We start from the raw sequence: 14,323 nt of genomic DNA on the forward strand, positions 1-14,323 counted from the left end.
CGGGGTCAGGCCATGAGGGCAGTGAAGCGCCAGTCCAGTACGGGTGCCGGCGCGTCGGTGCCGCGGTCGGCGTGGACGATCGAGCGCAGTTCGAGGACGCCCCCACCGCCGTCGAGCGGGTGGGCGGACTCGATGTGCAGGTCGCTGGTGAGGGTGTCGCCCTCGTGGACCGGGCCGGTGTGGTCGCACGAGTGCCAGCCGAGGACGGTGACGAGGTTGGGCAGCGCGCGGGTGGCCTGGGCCAGGGCGAGGTCGATGGTGTGGCCCCCGTACACCAGTCGCCCTGCGGCACCGACACGTTCGTCGTGATGGGTGGCGGCGATGTTGAGGGTCAGACGCGCCAGCTCGGGCGCGCTGGAGACGACGTCGCCGCTCGACCGCAGCACCGCACCGGCCAGCGACGGATCGAAATGCGTTCCCGGAACGCGTGTCCGGTAGGCGGCGAGATCCCAGTCGGCGGGGGCGGACCACCGCGGCGGCTCCTGCGGGCCGATCGCGGACAGGTCGTCCGCGGCCACGACGCGTTCGGGATCGGGGTTTTCGCTCAGCGGCAGCATCGCGCACCGGTAGAAGTCGAGGACGGTGTGCCCGTTCTGGTCGACGGTGTTCATCCGCAGCGCCGCCAGCCCGGTGGGTTTGCGGCCGGGCTTGGCCGAATTCTCCTTCAGGCCCACCACTTCGGTGGTGGTGTAGAGGGTGTCGCCGATATGCGGGAAGCGGTGGAAGCGCAGGCCGCGGTAGAACAGGTTGGCCTTGACGTGGTGGGTGACCAGGGTGGACTGGCCGATCGCCAGGTCGGTGACGAGCCCGGCGTGCGCGACGGGCCCACCGGCGACGGCCGCCGACAGGTGCGCATCGAGGGGCAGGCGCAGCCGGTCGCCGAGGATCGCCTGGTGGGCGGCGGCGAGGCCGTCGGTGATCGTGACGGCCGGCGCGGTGTCGAAGACCCGGCCGACGGTGAGTTCGTCGAAGTAGGGTCCGCCGACCTCGGTGGCGGTGCGTGCGGTGGTCATCTCACTTGTCTCCGATCAGGGCGAGGGTGCGGCGGGCGGCGACGGCGACCGCCTCGTCGAGCATCTGTCCGTCGAGCTGGGCGGCGCCGGCGCCGCGGGCCTCGGCCTCGGCCAGGGCGGCCAGCACCCGCCGCGCCTGCTCGGCCTGCGCGTCGTCGGGAGTGAAGGCCGCTGCGGCCGAGTCGATCTGGGCCGGGTGGATGACCCATTTGCCGTCGAAGCCGAGGTCGGCGGTCCAGCGGGCGGCGCGACGGAAGTCCTCGTCGTCGGCGATGGACAGGAACGGTCCGTCGATCGCCTGCACGCCCGCGGCGCGGGCGGCGTGCAGGAGGCGGTCCTGCACATACAGCCAGTGCTCGGGGGCGGCGGTGCGGGCGCGGCCGAGCGCGGCGCCGAGGTCGGCGTAACCGAGGATCACCGCGGCCAACCGGGGTCCGGTGACGATCTCGTCGAGGCGGGTCACCCCGGCCGGGGTCTCGATCAGCGCCTGCACGGCCAGGCCGGTATCGCCTGCCGCGGCGAGGATGCGGTCGGTCTCGGCGAGGTCGGCCGGGCCTTCGACCTTGGGCACCACGATCGACGACAGGGCCGGTCCGAGGGCGGCGCAGGCGCGCAGGTCGTCGGCGAACCACGGCGTGCCGGGACCGTTGACGCGGACCGCGATCGCGCGGCCCGTGCCGTGCGTGGACACCAGATCGGCGACGAGGTCGCGGGCGGTGTCCTTGTGTGCGGTGGCGACGGCGTCCTCGAGATCGAGAACCACCTCGTCGGCCGAGGAGGCCAGCGCCTTGCCGGCCTTGCGGTCGTCGGAGCCGGGGGCGACGAGCACGGCTCGCCGGCGGCGGGGCTGCGCGAGAATCACGGATCAACCTCTGCTGTGGGACGGTCGGGGACGGGATAAATGTACGGCCATTGTCCGGTCCGGCGCTACCCGGCGCCGACTCATAAGTGACGACTAAGGCAACACATAGGCCGTTCAGGGGGTATGCCGCACCCAGAGGTATTGACATCGCGAGGACACGAGGCCGAAAATGGCCGTACAAATGACGGGTGGGATCGCAGGTCCCGTGTCGATTCGAGGATTTTTCCGTGAGCTACCTGAGCGACGAAGAGACCTTCCTGGTCAAGACGGTGCGCGAGTTCATCGACCGGGAGGTCAAGCCGTCGGTGCAGGAGGTCGAGCACGCGAACGAGTACCCCGAGAAGTGGATCGAGCAGATGAAGCAGATCGGGATCTACGGGCTCGCCGTGCCGGAGGAGTACGGCGGGATGCCGGTGTCGATGCCGTGCTACGCGCAGGTCACCGAGGAACTCGCCCGCGGCTGGATGTCCCTGGCCGGCGCGATGGGCGGGCACACCGTCGTCGCCAAGCTGCTGGCGCTGTTCGGCACCGAGGAGCAGAAGCGCACCTACCTGCCCCGCCTGGCGACCGGCGAGATCCGCGCGACGATGGCGCTGACCGAGCCCGGCGGCGGCTCGGACCTGCAGGCGATGACCACCACCGCCCGCCGCGACGGCGACGACCTGGTGATCACCGGCGCCAAGACCTGGATCACCAACGCCCGCCGCGCCGGGCTGATCGCGCTGCTGTGCAAGACCGACCCGGCCGCCACCCCGCGGCACAAGGGCATCTCCATCGTCCTGGTCGAGCACGGGCCCGGCCTGACCGTCTCGCGGGATCTGCCCAAGCTCGGCTACAAGGGCGTCGAGTCCTGCGAGCTGAGCTTCGACGGCTACCGCACCCCGGCCACGGCGATCCTCGGCGGCGAGGCCGGCAAGGGTTTCGGGCAGATGATGAAGGGGCTCGAGACCGGCCGCATCCAGGTCGCGTGCCGCGCCCTCGGTGTCGCCGCGGCCGCGCTCGAGGACTCCCTGGCCTACGCGCAGCAGCGCGAGAGCTTCGGCCAGCCCATCTGGAAGCACCAGTCGATCGGCAACTACCTGGCGGAGATGGCCACCAAGCTCACCGCGGCGCGGCAGCTGACCCGCTACGCGGCGGAGCGCTTCGACAGCGGCGAGCGGTGCGACATGGAGGCCGGCATGGCCAAGCTGTACTGCTCGGAGATCGCGATGGAGATCGCGCTGAACGCGGTGCGCATCCACGGCGGCTACGGCTACTCCACCGAGTACGACGTCGAACGCTACTTCCGCGACGCCCCGCTGATGATCGTCGGCGAGGGCACCAACGAGATCCAGAAGGGCGTCATCGCGTCCCAACTGGTGGCCCGCGGCGGCCTGTGACCGGCCGTCACTAGGATCCATGGTCGTCATGGGCGAACGCGACACGGAACCGGCGTACGCGCAGCTGTCGCGGCGGCTGCGCGAGGCCGTCGACGCCGGCGAGTACCGCGGCGGCGTGCGCCTGCCCACCGAGGCCGAACTCGCGCAGCGGTACGGGCTGAGCCGGCAGACGGTGCGGCGGGCGTTCCAGGACCTCGTCGCCGACGGCGTCGTCTACCGGGTGCCCGGACGCGGCACGTTCGCCAACGAGGACGGGCGGCGCTACCGGCGCCAGCTCGGTTCCATCGAGGACCTGCTCGACCTCGCCGCGGACACCACGATGGAGATCGTCGCGCCGCTGCGCCGCGGCGTGCACATCGAGGCCGCGAGCCGGCTGCGCCTGGACACCGATCTGGTGCACGCGGTGGTGCTGCGCCGCGTACACGACGGGATCCCGTTCGCGCTGACCACCGTGTACCTGCCCGACCGCGTGGCCGCGCACGTGCACGACGCCCCGGAGCTCGCCGCCGGCGCGGCGAGCCGCAACACCGTGATGGGATTGCTCGAGCCGTACCTCGAGCACCCCATCGTCGAGGCGGCCCAGACGATCACCGTCGCGCGCGCCACGGAAGAGATTGCGCGCGAACTGAACTGCAACACGGAGCACCCGTTGCTGCGGGTGGACCGGTTGTATTCGAACGATGCGGGCGAACCGACCGAGCTGTCCGTCAGTTATTTTCTGCCCGAGCACTACACGTATCGCGTCACCCTCCGCCGCGCCGGACACCGGCCGCAGCGGCCCTGACCAAGGAGAAACGAATCATGCGGACCTTCAACGGAATCGACGAGATCGAGGCGGCCGTCGGCGAGGACCTCGGCCACAGCGACTGGCTCGAGATCACCCAGGAGCGGGTGAATCGGTTCGCCGAGGCCACGGGCGACCATCAGTGGATTCACGTCGACCCCGAGCGGGCGAAGTCCGGGCCCTTCGGCCGGACCATCGCCCACGGCTACCTCACCCTCTCGCTGCTGCCCGTCCTCGGATCCCAGATCTTCGCCGCCGAGGGCCTGACGATGAAGATCAACTACGGCGCCAACAAGGTTCGGTTCCCGTCCCCGGTGCCGGTGGGGTCGAAGGTGCGGGCGACCGCGAAGTTCGCGTCCCTCGAACGCACCGCCAAGGGCGCGAACCTCACCGTCACCTACACCGTCGAGGCCGAGGGCGCCGAGAAGCCGGCGCTGGTCGCGGAAACCATCGTCGTGCTCGTGGCGTAGCGGTCCACCAGCCTGCGGACGGACGCGGGTACGGGCACGTCGCCCGCGACCCACGGCGCGGCGACCGGCCGGCCCGCGACCGTCCGCAACGGGACCACGCCCGCCCAGGAGCCGTCGCTCACGTCGGGCGCGGACGGGGGTGCGTCGCGGATCTTGACCGTCCACTGCCCCGGCCGGATGGGCAGCGCCAGGGTGGCCGTGGCAGCCAGTTCCTTTCTGGTGTGTGCCCGGGTTTCGGCGCTGCGCCCCGGTATCAGGCCGTCCGACAGGACGTCCAGGGCGGCGGCGGACTCCTCTGCGGACAGGACGGTGACTTCGCCCCGGACGACGGCGGACCGGAAGTTCGCGGACGAGTGGAACAGGTCCTCCGCCACGACGATGCCGTCGAGGATCGAGACACACAGGGCCACCGGCGCTCCGGACGTCGCCAGGCGCAGCGCGCCCGCCCCGGTGGAGCCGTGCAGCAGGATCCGGTCGCCGTCGCGAGCGTAGAGCATCGGTACGGCCCACGGCATGCCGTCGACGACGGTGGTGAACGTGCACGTGACCGCCGCGTCCAGTACCGCGTCGAGGTCGGCCCGCTGGGTCCGGGCTCGTTCGGGATAGCGCCTGATGTTGTCCATGCAGGCGAGCCTCGCCGATATGTGGACCTATGAACAGATCCACAAAACCGGCCGATTTCAGGACCAGTATTGTCGTGCCGTGCCCCGCGTCACGCCCGTCGTCCATCTGACCTTCGAGCTGCCCGACACGGGCGCCCCCCTGCGGCAGCGTCTCGCCGAAGCCGTCGTCAACCGGATCCGGTGCGGTCACATCCGGGTCGGCGATCTCCTGCCGTCGACCCGCACGCTGGCCGCGGAGCTCGGGGTGTCCCGCGGCTGCGTCGTCGAGGCGTACGACGAGCTGTGCGCATCGGGATTCGCCGTGGCCCGGGCGGGCTCGGGTACGCGCGTCGCGGCCGGTGCGGACGTGGCGGCCCGGGCGCACGCCGCGTCGCACCCGGTCGTGACTGCCGTGCGGCCGTCGGCGCCGGACCGGGCTCGTCGCGCGCCCGTGCTGGACCTGCGGCCGGGCATACCGGACCCGGCACTGGTCTCCGACGCGGACTGGCGCCGAGCCTGGCGTGCGGCCGCCTCGGCACCACCCACCCTCGGCGTCGCCGACCCGGAAGCGCATCCGGAGCTGCGCCGGTCGCTGGCCGATCACCTCCGGCGGACGCGGGGCCTCGCCTGCGGCCCGGACGAGATCGTCGTGCTGCCGGGCGTCGCCGCCGCGATCCGGGTGCTCGCGATCGCCGCGACGCTGCGGGGCCGCGACGTCGCGTTCGAGGACCCGGGGTACGGCCGTGCGCGACGGGCGCTCGTCGGCGAGGGCGCCCGGCCGCGGCCGGTCCCGGTGGGGGAGGACGGTCTGGATCCCGACCTGCTGCGGGACACCGACGCCGCGGTGTACTGCACACCCGCTCATCAGTATCCGATGGGGGCGCGCATGCCGGTGTCCCGTCGGGCACGGCTCGTCGCCCGTGCCGCCGAGGCCGGGACGATCGTCGTCGAGGACGACTACGACGGCGAGTTCCGGTACGACGTGTCCGCACTACCGGCGCTGCGCAGCATCGACGGCGGGCGCGAGTGCGTCGCCTACGTCGGGACCGCCTCGAAGATCCTGTCGCCGGATCTGCGGCTCGCATGGCTGATCCCACCGACCCCGTTGCGCTCGAGGATCGCGGCGGCCGTGGCCGAGAGCGGGGAGGTCGCGTGTTCCGTCGCGGCGTCCGCGCTGGCCCGGCTGATCGAGTCGGGGGCGCTGTCGCGGCATCTGGCGCGTGCGACCCGCACGTACCGCGCCCGGCGGGCCGCGTTCGTCGGTGCGCTTCACGATCTCGAGCGGTTCGGCGTGTCGGTGACCGGCATCGAAGCGGGTCTGCATGTGGTGCTGCGGTTTCCGGAGGGCGTCGACGACGTGGCGATCGCCGCCGCAGCACGACGGTTCGGAGTGGAGAGCGCGCCGCTCAGCAGGTACAGCGCGGCCGCCGGCGGTCCGAGCGGACTCGTGTGCGGATACGCGCGGCTGCCGGAATCCCGGGCGGCGGACGCGGCCGACGCGATCGGGGCCGCCCTACGTGGCGGTGTGTCCTTCGGGCTGTCCTAGCCGCCCAAAGGACACACCGGCGGCGGAGCCGCCTACGTGTTGCAGCCGCGGGCGGCGACGGACCACCGGTCGACGACCGTGTCCCCGGCGACGACGATCAGGTCGTCGGCGAGATTGACCGTGGTGCACACGTGATTGGGGATCACCCGGACCCGGGTGCCGAGCGCGGGCCGATCGGCGGCGTCCGGCCACTGCACGGTGGCGTGGTGCTCGGACAGCGCGACGATCCGTGCGTCCGGTGCGCCGAGGATGCGGCCGTAGCCCGTCGCCCAGGCGGCGCGGTCGGCGCCGAGGACCTTGCTGCCGGCGTCGAGCACCACCGTGTCGTCACGCGCCGACACCACGGTCGACAGCGCCGTCAGCGCGATCGCGTCCGCACCGGCCGTGCCCAGCTCGAGTTGCTGCGCGTCCCCGAAGACGTACACGCCCGGCCGCAACTCGGTGGCAGCCGGGACGTCGAGGTGCGCGGTGGGGGTCGAGCCGCCGCTGACCACGCTCGCGTCGTGGCCGGTGGCCTCCACCGCCGCCACCGCCCGGCCCAGTGCCGTCGCCTCGTCCGCCGCCGCGACGGCCGGTTGCCGGGGCCCGTAGGAGTGCCCGGGGAAGGTGAACACGCCGCGCACCTCGAGCCCGACCGAGGCGGCCGCGACGGCGACCGACCCGGCCCGCTCCGGGGCGACCCCGGTGCGGTGATGACCGCTGTCGACCTCGACGAGCACGTGCAGGCCCGGCCGGGCGTGCTCGGCGAGTGCCCGCGCGCCCTCGGCCGAGTCCACCCCGACGGTCAGGCGGACCTCCGCGGCGAGCGCACGCAGCCGGGCCCCGCGCGCGGCGTCCGTCCACAGGGGATACGCGATGAACAGGTCCCGGAAACCGGCGTCGGCGAAGACCTCGGCTTCGGAGACCGTCGCGACGGTCAGCCCGACGGCGCCGGCGGCGATCTGGCGACGGGCGATCTCGACGCACTTGTGCGTCTTGGCATGCGGGCGCAGGGCCACGCCGCGACCGCGCGCCGCGTCGGCCATCCGCGCGATGTTGCGGTCGAGGACGTCACGGTCGACGAGCAGAGCAGGGGTGGCGGGAAGGGCCGGGAACGCGGGCATGGCCGCACTCTATTCGTGGCCCCCACCGGCGGGGCGCCTGCCCGGGAGTTATCCGAAAATAGAGAGCGGTCGTCCTCTTTCTCGCTATGCTCGGCACATCGACGTGAGGGAGGTCACATGGACACGACACCGGCACCCGCCGAGTTCGACCTGGTTGTCCGCGGAGGGCTGTGGTTCGACGGCACCGGTGCACCCGGCGTCGTCCGCGACCTGGGAATCCGGGACGGCGTGGTGGCGGCGGCGAGCGCCGAACCGTTGCCGATCGGGCCGGACACCGAGGTGATCGAAGCGGAAGGCCGGTGGGTGATGCCCGGCTTCGTGGACCCTCACACCCACTACGACGCCGAGGTGCTCGTCTCTCCCGGCCTGCCGGAATCGGTGCGGCACGGCGTCACCACCGTCCTCATGGGCAACTGCTCGCTCTCGACCGTGTTCGTGCCGCCGCTCGACGCCGCGGACCTGTTCAGCCGGGTCGAGGCGCTGCCCCGCGAGCATGTCCTCGTCGCGCTCGAGCAGGGCCGGACCTGGTCGTCGCCCCGGGAGTACGTCGATGCGCTCGACGCCCTGCCGCTCGGTCCGAACGTCGCGGCGTTCATCGGGCATTCCGACGTCCGGGCCGCAGTCCTGGGGCTCGGCCGCTCCACCGATCCCGCCAGCGCTCCGAGCCGTGCCGAACTCGCCGCGATCGAGGCCGGGATCGAGGACGCCCTCGACGCCGGATTCCTCGGCGTGTCCACCATGACGAATCCCTGGGACAAGCTCGACGGCGATCGTTACCGCTCCCGCACCCTGCCCTCGACCCACGCCTCGTGGTCCGAATTCCGCCGGGTACACCGCATCCTGCGCCGCCGCGGCCGTGTCCTGCAGGCCGTGCCGAACCTCAACACCAAGTACGACGTGGCCTTCTTCGCCCTAGCCACCACCGGCCTGGGACGCAAGCCGATGAAGGCCGCCGTGCTCGCCGCCGCCGACACCAAGGCCGAACGCTGGGTGCACCGCATTTTCGCTCCGATCGCCTTCGCCGCCAACAGGATCGGCCGCGGTGCCTTCCGCTGGCAGCACCTGCCCACCACGTTCGAGGTGTACTCCGACGGGATCGACCTCGTGGTGTTCGAGGAGTTCGGCTCGGGGCGGGCCGCCCTGCACCTGAAGGAGGAGGTCGCCCGCAACGAGCTGCTGCGCGACGAGGCGTACCGCCGCTGGTTCCGGCAGGACTTCGACAAGAAGTTCTCGCCGCGCGTGTGGCACCGCGACTTCGACGACACCACCATCGTGGAGTGCCCCGACGCGTCGCTCGTCGGCCGCTCCATCGGCGACGTGGCGCGCGAACGCGGTGTGCACCCGGTGGACACCTTCCTGGACCTCGTCGTCGAACACGGACGGAAGTTCCGCTGGCACACGGTGATCGCGAACGATCGGCCCGAGGTGGCCAACCGGCTCCTGCGGCAGCCCGGCGTGACCGTCGGCTTCTCCGACGCCGGCGCGCACCTGCGCAACATGGCGTTCTACAACTACGGCATCTGCATGCTGCGCCGCATCCACGAGTACGCCGAGCGCGGAAAGCCGGTCATGCCCCTGGAATCGGCGGTCCACAAGCTCACCGGTGAGCTCGGCGACTTCTACGGCATCGACGCCGGGCACCTGCGCATCGGCGACCGCGCCGACCTCGTGGTGGTCGACCCGGCCGGTCTGAACGAGGACACCGACGCCTACCACGAGGCGCCCATGCCCGAGTTCGGTGGACTGAGCCGCATGGTCAACCGCAACGACGCCGCCGTCACCGCGACCGCGGTGGCCGGGCGCGTGGTGTTCCGTGCGGGCGAGTTCGTGCCCGGCTACGGCGCCACCGTCGGCACCGGGCGCTTCCTGCGCGCGGGCGTCGACGCGCGTGGACCCGTGCCGACGCGGAGCGGCACCCGATGACGGAAGCGCCGGAGCGAGAACGACACCCGGCCGCGGGGCGGCGCACCCAGCAGCAGCGCCGCACGGCCACGATCGAGCGGATCCTCGACGCGACCGTCGAGGCCCTCGGCGAACTCGGCTACACCGCCACCACCATCGGGGAGGTGTGCCGCCGCTCCGGGGTGTCCTCCGGTGGGGTGTTCCGGCACTTTCCGGCCCGGCTCGATCTGATGGTCGCCGCCGCCGACGCCGTCCGCGAGCGGCAGTTCGCGAACTTCCGGCGCGGGCTCGAACAACTCGGCGGGCCCGGCGACAGCCCCGAGTCGGTCCGCGAGTGCCTGCGGCTGCTGCGGGACGCGTGCCGCGCCCCGATCAACGCCGCCTGGTACGAACTGCTCGGCGCGGCGCGCACCGATGCCGCGCTGCGCGAGCGCCTCGCTCCGATGGCGCAGCGATACCACGCCCAGATCGCCGAGTTCGGCCGCACCCTGCCGATCGCCTCCCGGTTCGAACCGGCGGAATTCGACACGCTGCTGTTCACGATCGTGCACCTGCTGGACGGGGAGGCCGTCGCCGCGGTGGTCCACCCGCAACCCGAGCAGGAGGAGCCGCGTCTCGCTCTGGTGGCCCAGCTGGTGACCGGAAGGCGGGAGCGAAGTAGGTTCGGGTAATGAGCATCGACAACGAATCGGCGCCGAAGTGGTTCGTCGAGGCACTTGCCGCGCCGGTGGAGACCGGCAACGTCGAGGTCGACGGCGTCTCGATCACCTACCGCGCGTGGGGTGAGGAGGGCCGTCCCGGCATCGTGCTGGTGCACGGTGGAATGGCGCACTCGCGCTGGTGGGATCACGTCGCACCCCAGCTCGCCGAGGGCCGGCGCGTCGTCGCGCTGGACATGAGCGGGCACGGGGACAGCAGCCACCGCGAGCACTACTCCCTCGAACTGTGGGCCGAGGAGATCCTCGCGGTGGCGCAGGCCGGCGGGATCGCCGGGCCCCCGGTGCTGGTCGGCCACAGCATGGGCGGGATCGTGTCCTTCGCGGCCTCCCATCTGTACGGCGACCGGCTGGACGGGGTGGTGATCCTCGACTCGCCGATCCGGGACCTGACGCCCGAGGAGATCGAGATGCGGGCGCAGGCCGCGCGGGAGCGCAGTGGCACGAAGGTGTATCCGACGGCGGAGGAGGCGATGGCGCGGTTCCGGCTGGTCCCGCCCCAGGAGACCGCCGAGCCGTACGTGCTCGAGCACATCGCGCGGCAGTCCATGCGGCAGGTACCCGGCGGGTGGAGCTGGAAGTTCGACGCCCTGCGGATGACCAAGGACCGGCGCACCAGCCTCGAGAGCTTCGAGGCGAAGTGCCGCATCGCCTACTTCCGCTCGGAGAACGGCATCGTCGGTCCCGACCTGCTGGACCGGATGCGGCCCCAGTTCGGTCCGGACGCGCTGGTCACGGATCTGCCGGTCGCGGGGCATCACCCGGTCATCGACCAGCCGCTGGCGGTGGTCACCGCCGTGCGCACGGTCCTGGCGGCCTGGTCGTTGTCGTGAATCCGATCCTGCCGGTGGCGGTGAAACTGGGAAGCCAGCCGTGGCTGCCGCGGTTCGGCAAGCAGATCGTCACCGTCGACCACACCATCCAGCGGGTCACCTTCGGCCGCTTCACCCTGCTCACCCTGGCCGGCCTGCCGGAGCTCGTCCTCACGGTCCGCGGCCGCAAGAGCGGGGTCGAGCGGAGCACGCCGCTGCTGGGCGTCCCGCACGACGACGCCTGGCTCGTCGCCGGCTCGAACTGGGGGATGCCGGAACTGCCCGGCTGGGCCCGCAATCTCGACGCCGCCGACGAGGCCCGGGTCACCTACCGCGGCCGCGAGACCGTGGTGGTGCCGCGACGCTCGGAGGGCGGCGAACGGGCGATCCACTGGGAGGTGCTGGTGGAGGTGTGGCCCAACTACGAGGTGTACGCCCGGCGCACCGAGCGGGAGATCCCGATCTACGTGCTCGCGCCGTACGAGGACTGACAGGGCTCACCGAATCGGTCGGTGTCGGATCGGTATCCGCCGTCCGACGAGCCCCGCGTGCGATATCTGCCCGCGTTGCTGGTCTCGAGCCGTGCGGGAGGCTTCGAAGTTCCACGTGCGGGCGCCCGGACCGGCCGACGCCGATGCGATCGCTCGGGTGCTCATCGTCACCTGGCGTGCCACGTATGGGCACCTTCTCCCGAGCTCCTTCTTCGACGACGACGCGCTCGAACAGCGGAAGGCTATGTGGCGCTCCATGCTGAACGGGCCGCGGCGACCGCCGCGACTACGCGTTGCAGAAGCTCACGGGAAGATTGTCGGGTTCGCCTCTGCCGGCAATCCGATAGACGACGAGGACCCCGTCCGGGATCTTCAGCTCTACACCCTCTATCTCCTGCCCGAACACCACGGGAGCGGTGCGGGGCAAGCACTTCTCGATGCGGTTCTGGACGGGGATCGTGCGCAGCTCTGGGTCGCCGAGGACAACTCCCGCGCCCACAGCTTCTATCGCCGCAACGGCTTCCAGCCCGATGGGGCGGAGAAGAACTACCCGGGCACGGCTCTGGTCGAAGTCAGACTCGTCCGATAACCGGCCCCTGCGCAGGGCACATCTCTTCCCGGACCCGGCGGGGGATGCTTCCCCGGGTTGGTCGCCGCGCCCACTCGGAGCACCCGGCAGCAAGGTCAGCGCGACTCCGGTTCGTCGGCGTAGTAGTTGCTCTCCAAGACCACGGGCGCGACCGTTGTCGGCTCGGTATCGCCCGCGCGCCGTCGTGCGGAGAACATCGCTCCGCGGGCCGGCACGCGTGGGGCAACCCGCGCGAGACCGGTGGGCTCGGCCACGTCGTCGTAGATCGCCTCGACGCCGCCGCGCATGAAGTAGGTCTCGTGCCAGAATCCGGTGCCGCCGGAGTCGCGCAGGAACGTGCGCCACCAGAGCCGATGCGGGTCGGAGCGGGTCCAGCGCTCCAGACTGTCCAGGTCGCGCCAGTATTGCCGCATCCCGGCGTGGGGCGGAAGCAGGGACCAGATGAAGTCCTCGTGCAGCAGCAGCCCGTCGGGCTTGTCCTTCCACGATCGGTTGATCTGCGGTCCGAGCCCCAGCAATCGCAGCAAGCCGCGAGGACGATTCACGCGCATCCCGAGGTAGACGACGACCAGGTCCGGGTAGGCGGACAGGTCGACGGTCGAACGGTCGACACGCATGACACGGTCTTTCGTCGGCAGGTGTCGGTCCGCCTTCGTTTCGAGCAGGTCCTTGAGGTTCTCCAGGTTCGCGGCAAAGTCCCGTCGGAGGCTGGCAGCAACCAGCGGGTCACCGAGCTTGAAGAGGCCTTTCTGCTCCATCCGCATGCGGCACGTCACCCGGGTCCCGTCGGCCGTCGTGTCGGTCAGATACGCCACCTCGAAACTGCTCGGTCCCGAAGCACCCGTGAAGATGACCTTCGTGTTCGGCTCATAGTGGACGTACTCATTGGTCAGCTCGAGCGTGCGTCCCATGAATCTACGGACAACGACATGCTTGGTACCTACTCCCGGCGGTCCGTCGGTGATCCGGCGTACTTCCAGCAATCCGTCTTGCCATCGGGGAGCGTTGGTCTGGTCCGCGACAAAGGTGAATACTTCGCCGATCGGGCACGCGATGACAATGCTGTCCTCGACTTCGATCATGGCGGCCTCCTGTCCGACCTCGCACCGCCGCGCCCCCACCGGGTGGGAGTGAGGGTGACCGGTCTTCGGTCCCTGAATTCACCTCGTCGGACACGGCATTCACGTCTTCGGACACGGCATTCATGTCTTCGGACACGGTTTCGGGGCGTAGACCGCTCCCCATTGCGCGAGCGCATATTCGATTTTCGAATGACGGCCGGCCGCTGCGGCGACGTCGCAACCGGGCGAGGTCGTCCTTCTCGACAGGTGATCAGCTCACGCCATCTCGGGGACGTGCAGGTGCGCGATGGCGAGCTCGAACTCGCAGGTATCGAGCACCTCGGCGCCCGCCTGGCGAGCCACTTCGGCCCGGATGCTGTCGACGCGTCCTCTGCTGCGTTCCATCGCCTCGGCGCTGTCGAAGGTCAGCGACGACACCCCGCGACCCGCGGCGCGGTCGAGCATCAGGCTGGCGCTGCAGAATCCGTCGAGTTCCTCCATCTGGGGCAGTGCGGCCATCTTCCACAGGTCCACGCCGCGGTCCATGTGGGCCGGCTCGGTCTTGATCCACGTGACGCGGCAGCAGGCCCCGCGCTCGGCATGGTGGTCGCGATGCATGACGGCGATCTCCCACCGCGAGACCTCCGTGGTGCCGTGGAAGATCTCGGCGGCGGCGTCGCGCAGCGTGCGCACCGGTCCCTCGCTGGCGCGGAGCGATTCCTCGTCCCGCCACGAACTGGTCGCGATGCACCGGCCCGAGCCTCGATCGATCAGCAGGGACATTCCGAGGCAGCCCTCGATGTCTGCCAGCGTGGGCATCACGGTGTCGCGTACGTGCTTGATCCCGGCGTCGATGTACGACGGATGCGCGTGAATTGTGGTGGAGCGTGCGAACATGATCGGCACCCTTCTCCTCAGGGCGGCGCCGACGCGGCGTCGCCGGTCATTCCCCCGTGTTTCACCCTGCTCCCTCAATCCGCCGGAGGCAATGGG

At 71.0% G+C, this 14,323-nt stretch carries 15 protein-coding genes; 9 read left to right on the forward strand and 6 right to left on the reverse strand.

The window, feature by feature from the left end:
• Positions 1-5 precede the first annotated feature (5 nt).
• Complete coding sequence (locus tag G6038_RS12465) at positions 6-1,013, reverse strand: MaoC family dehydratase (RefSeq protein ID WP_165038061.1); 1,008 nt, start codon at positions 1,011-1,013, stop codon at positions 6-8.
• Position 1,014: 1 nt separating this feature from the next.
• A complete protein-coding gene (locus tag G6038_RS12470) occupies positions 1,015-1,842 on the reverse strand; it encodes a CoA ester lyase (protein ID WP_165038127.1) in 828 nt (275 codons plus the stop codon).
• Positions 1,843-2,102: 260 nt separating this feature from the next.
• Here G6038_RS12470 and G6038_RS12475 point away from each other — a divergent pair, with 260 nt between their 5' ends.
• From G6038_RS12475 to G6038_RS12485, 3 genes are read left to right on the forward strand one after another with little or no spacing between them, the layout of a single operon-like run.
• On the forward strand, positions 2,103-3,254 hold the full coding sequence (locus G6038_RS12475; protein WP_165038063.1) for an acyl-CoA dehydrogenase family protein: 1,152 nt from the start codon (positions 2,103-2,105) through the stop codon (positions 3,252-3,254).
• Between the two features lie 19 nt (positions 3,255-3,273).
• Positions 3,274-4,038, forward strand: coding sequence for a GntR family transcriptional regulator (locus G6038_RS12480; RefSeq protein WP_165038065.1), 765 nt, complete (start codon positions 3,274-3,276; stop codon positions 4,036-4,038).
• Positions 4,039-4,055: 17 nt separating this feature from the next.
• The gene (locus tag G6038_RS12485; protein ID WP_165038067.1) at positions 4,056-4,508 is read left to right on the forward strand and encodes a MaoC family dehydratase; all 453 of its coding nucleotides are present in this window, start codon (positions 4,056-4,058) and stop codon (positions 4,506-4,508) included.
• Here G6038_RS12485 and G6038_RS12490 read toward each other — a convergent pair.
• On the reverse strand, positions 4,436-5,131 hold the full coding sequence (locus G6038_RS12490) for a pyridoxamine 5'-phosphate oxidase family protein (RefSeq protein WP_165038069.1): 696 nt from the start codon (positions 5,129-5,131) through the stop codon (positions 4,436-4,438). The two genes, G6038_RS12485 and G6038_RS12490, sit on opposite strands and share 73 nt — an antisense overlap.
• A 79-nt stretch (positions 5,132-5,210) precedes the next feature.
• Here G6038_RS12490 and G6038_RS12495 point away from each other — a divergent pair, with 79 nt between their 5' ends.
• Entirely contained in the window at positions 5,211-6,656 is a 1,446-nt protein-coding gene (locus G6038_RS12495) for a PLP-dependent aminotransferase family protein (protein WP_165038071.1), read from the forward strand.
• A 32-nt stretch (positions 6,657-6,688) separates the two neighbouring features.
• Here G6038_RS12495 and G6038_RS12500 read toward each other — a convergent pair whose 3' ends face one another.
• Positions 6,689-7,759, reverse strand: coding sequence for an alanine racemase (locus G6038_RS12500; protein ID WP_165038072.1), 1,071 nt, complete (start codon positions 7,757-7,759; stop codon positions 6,689-6,691).
• Between the two features lie 117 nt (positions 7,760-7,876).
• Between G6038_RS12500 and G6038_RS12505 the strand changes: the two genes are divergently transcribed.
• The 5 genes from G6038_RS12505 (at position 7,877) to G6038_RS12525 (ending at position 12,269) form a co-directional block, all read left to right on the forward strand.
• A complete protein-coding gene (locus G6038_RS12505) occupies positions 7,877-9,682 on the forward strand; it encodes an amidohydrolase family protein (RefSeq protein ID WP_165038074.1) in 1,806 nt (601 codons plus the stop codon).
• On the forward strand, positions 9,679-10,332 hold the full coding sequence (locus G6038_RS12510; protein ID WP_165038076.1) for a TetR/AcrR family transcriptional regulator: 654 nt from the start codon (positions 9,679-9,681) through the stop codon (positions 10,330-10,332). Before G6038_RS12505 ends, G6038_RS12510 begins: the two co-directional genes overlap by 4 nt.
• Positions 10,332-11,210 (forward strand): alpha/beta hydrolase, encoded by an 879-nt coding sequence (locus G6038_RS12515; RefSeq protein WP_165038078.1) that lies wholly within the window; start codon positions 10,332-10,334, stop codon positions 11,208-11,210. The genes G6038_RS12510 and G6038_RS12515 overlap by 1 nt, the downstream gene beginning before the upstream one ends.
• Before the next feature lie 20 nt (positions 11,211-11,230).
• The gene (locus G6038_RS12520) at positions 11,231-11,680 is read left to right on the forward strand and encodes a nitroreductase family deazaflavin-dependent oxidoreductase (protein ID WP_346772809.1); all 450 of its coding nucleotides are present in this window, start codon (positions 11,231-11,233) and stop codon (positions 11,678-11,680) included.
• 157 nt (positions 11,681-11,837) lie between these two features.
• Entirely contained in the window at positions 11,838-12,269 is a 432-nt protein-coding gene (locus G6038_RS12525) for a GNAT family N-acetyltransferase (RefSeq protein ID WP_346772810.1), read from the forward strand.
• 95 nt (positions 12,270-12,364) lie between these two features.
• Here the strand turns inward: G6038_RS12525 and G6038_RS32080 are convergent, their stop codons facing one another.
• Together G6038_RS32080 and G6038_RS12540 are read right to left on the reverse strand one after the other, a co-directional pair.
• The gene (locus tag G6038_RS32080; protein ID WP_346772811.1) at positions 12,365-13,351 is read right to left on the reverse strand and encodes a DUF4188 domain-containing protein; all 987 of its coding nucleotides are present in this window, start codon (positions 13,349-13,351) and stop codon (positions 12,365-12,367) included.
• 255 nt (positions 13,352-13,606) lie between these two features.
• Entirely contained in the window at positions 13,607-14,236 is a 630-nt protein-coding gene (locus G6038_RS12540; RefSeq protein ID WP_165038082.1) for an antibiotic biosynthesis monooxygenase, read from the reverse strand.
• Positions 14,237-14,323 lie beyond the last annotated feature (87 nt).

Origin of the sequence: Rhodococcus sp. 14C212, assembly GCF_011058195.1 — a bacterium.
GTDB classification, from domain to species: domain Bacteria; phylum Actinomycetota; class Actinomycetes; order Mycobacteriales; family Mycobacteriaceae; genus Rhodococcus; species Rhodococcus aetherivorans.

Coding starts and splice junctions, on each gene's coding strand:
- G6038_RS12465 (WP_165038061.1), bottom strand. CDS start 1,013: ATGACCACCGCACGCACCGCCACCGAGGTCGGCGGACCCTACTTCGAC.
- G6038_RS12480 (WP_165038065.1), top strand. CDS start 3,274: ATGGTCGTCATGGGCGAACGCGACACGGAACCGGCGTACGCGCAGCTG.
- G6038_RS12485 (WP_165038067.1), top strand. CDS start 4,056: ATGCGGACCTTCAACGGAATCGACGAGATCGAGGCGGCCGTCGGCGAG.
- G6038_RS12490 (WP_165038069.1), bottom strand. CDS start 5,131: ATGGACAACATCAGGCGCTATCCCGAACGAGCCCGGACCCAGCGGGCC.
- G6038_RS12500 (WP_165038072.1), bottom strand. CDS start 7,759: ATGCCCGCGTTCCCGGCCCTTCCCGCCACCCCTGCTCTGCTCGTCGAC.
- G6038_RS12505 (WP_165038074.1), top strand. CDS start 7,877: ATGGACACGACACCGGCACCCGCCGAGTTCGACCTGGTTGTCCGCGGA.
- G6038_RS12510 (WP_165038076.1), top strand. CDS start 9,679: ATGACGGAAGCGCCGGAGCGAGAACGACACCCGGCCGCGGGGCGGCGC.
- G6038_RS12515 (WP_165038078.1), top strand. CDS start 10,332: ATGAGCATCGACAACGAATCGGCGCCGAAGTGGTTCGTCGAGGCACTT.
- G6038_RS32080 (WP_346772811.1), bottom strand. CDS start 13,351: ATGATCGAAGTCGAGGACAGCATTGTCATCGCGTGCCCGATCGGCGAA.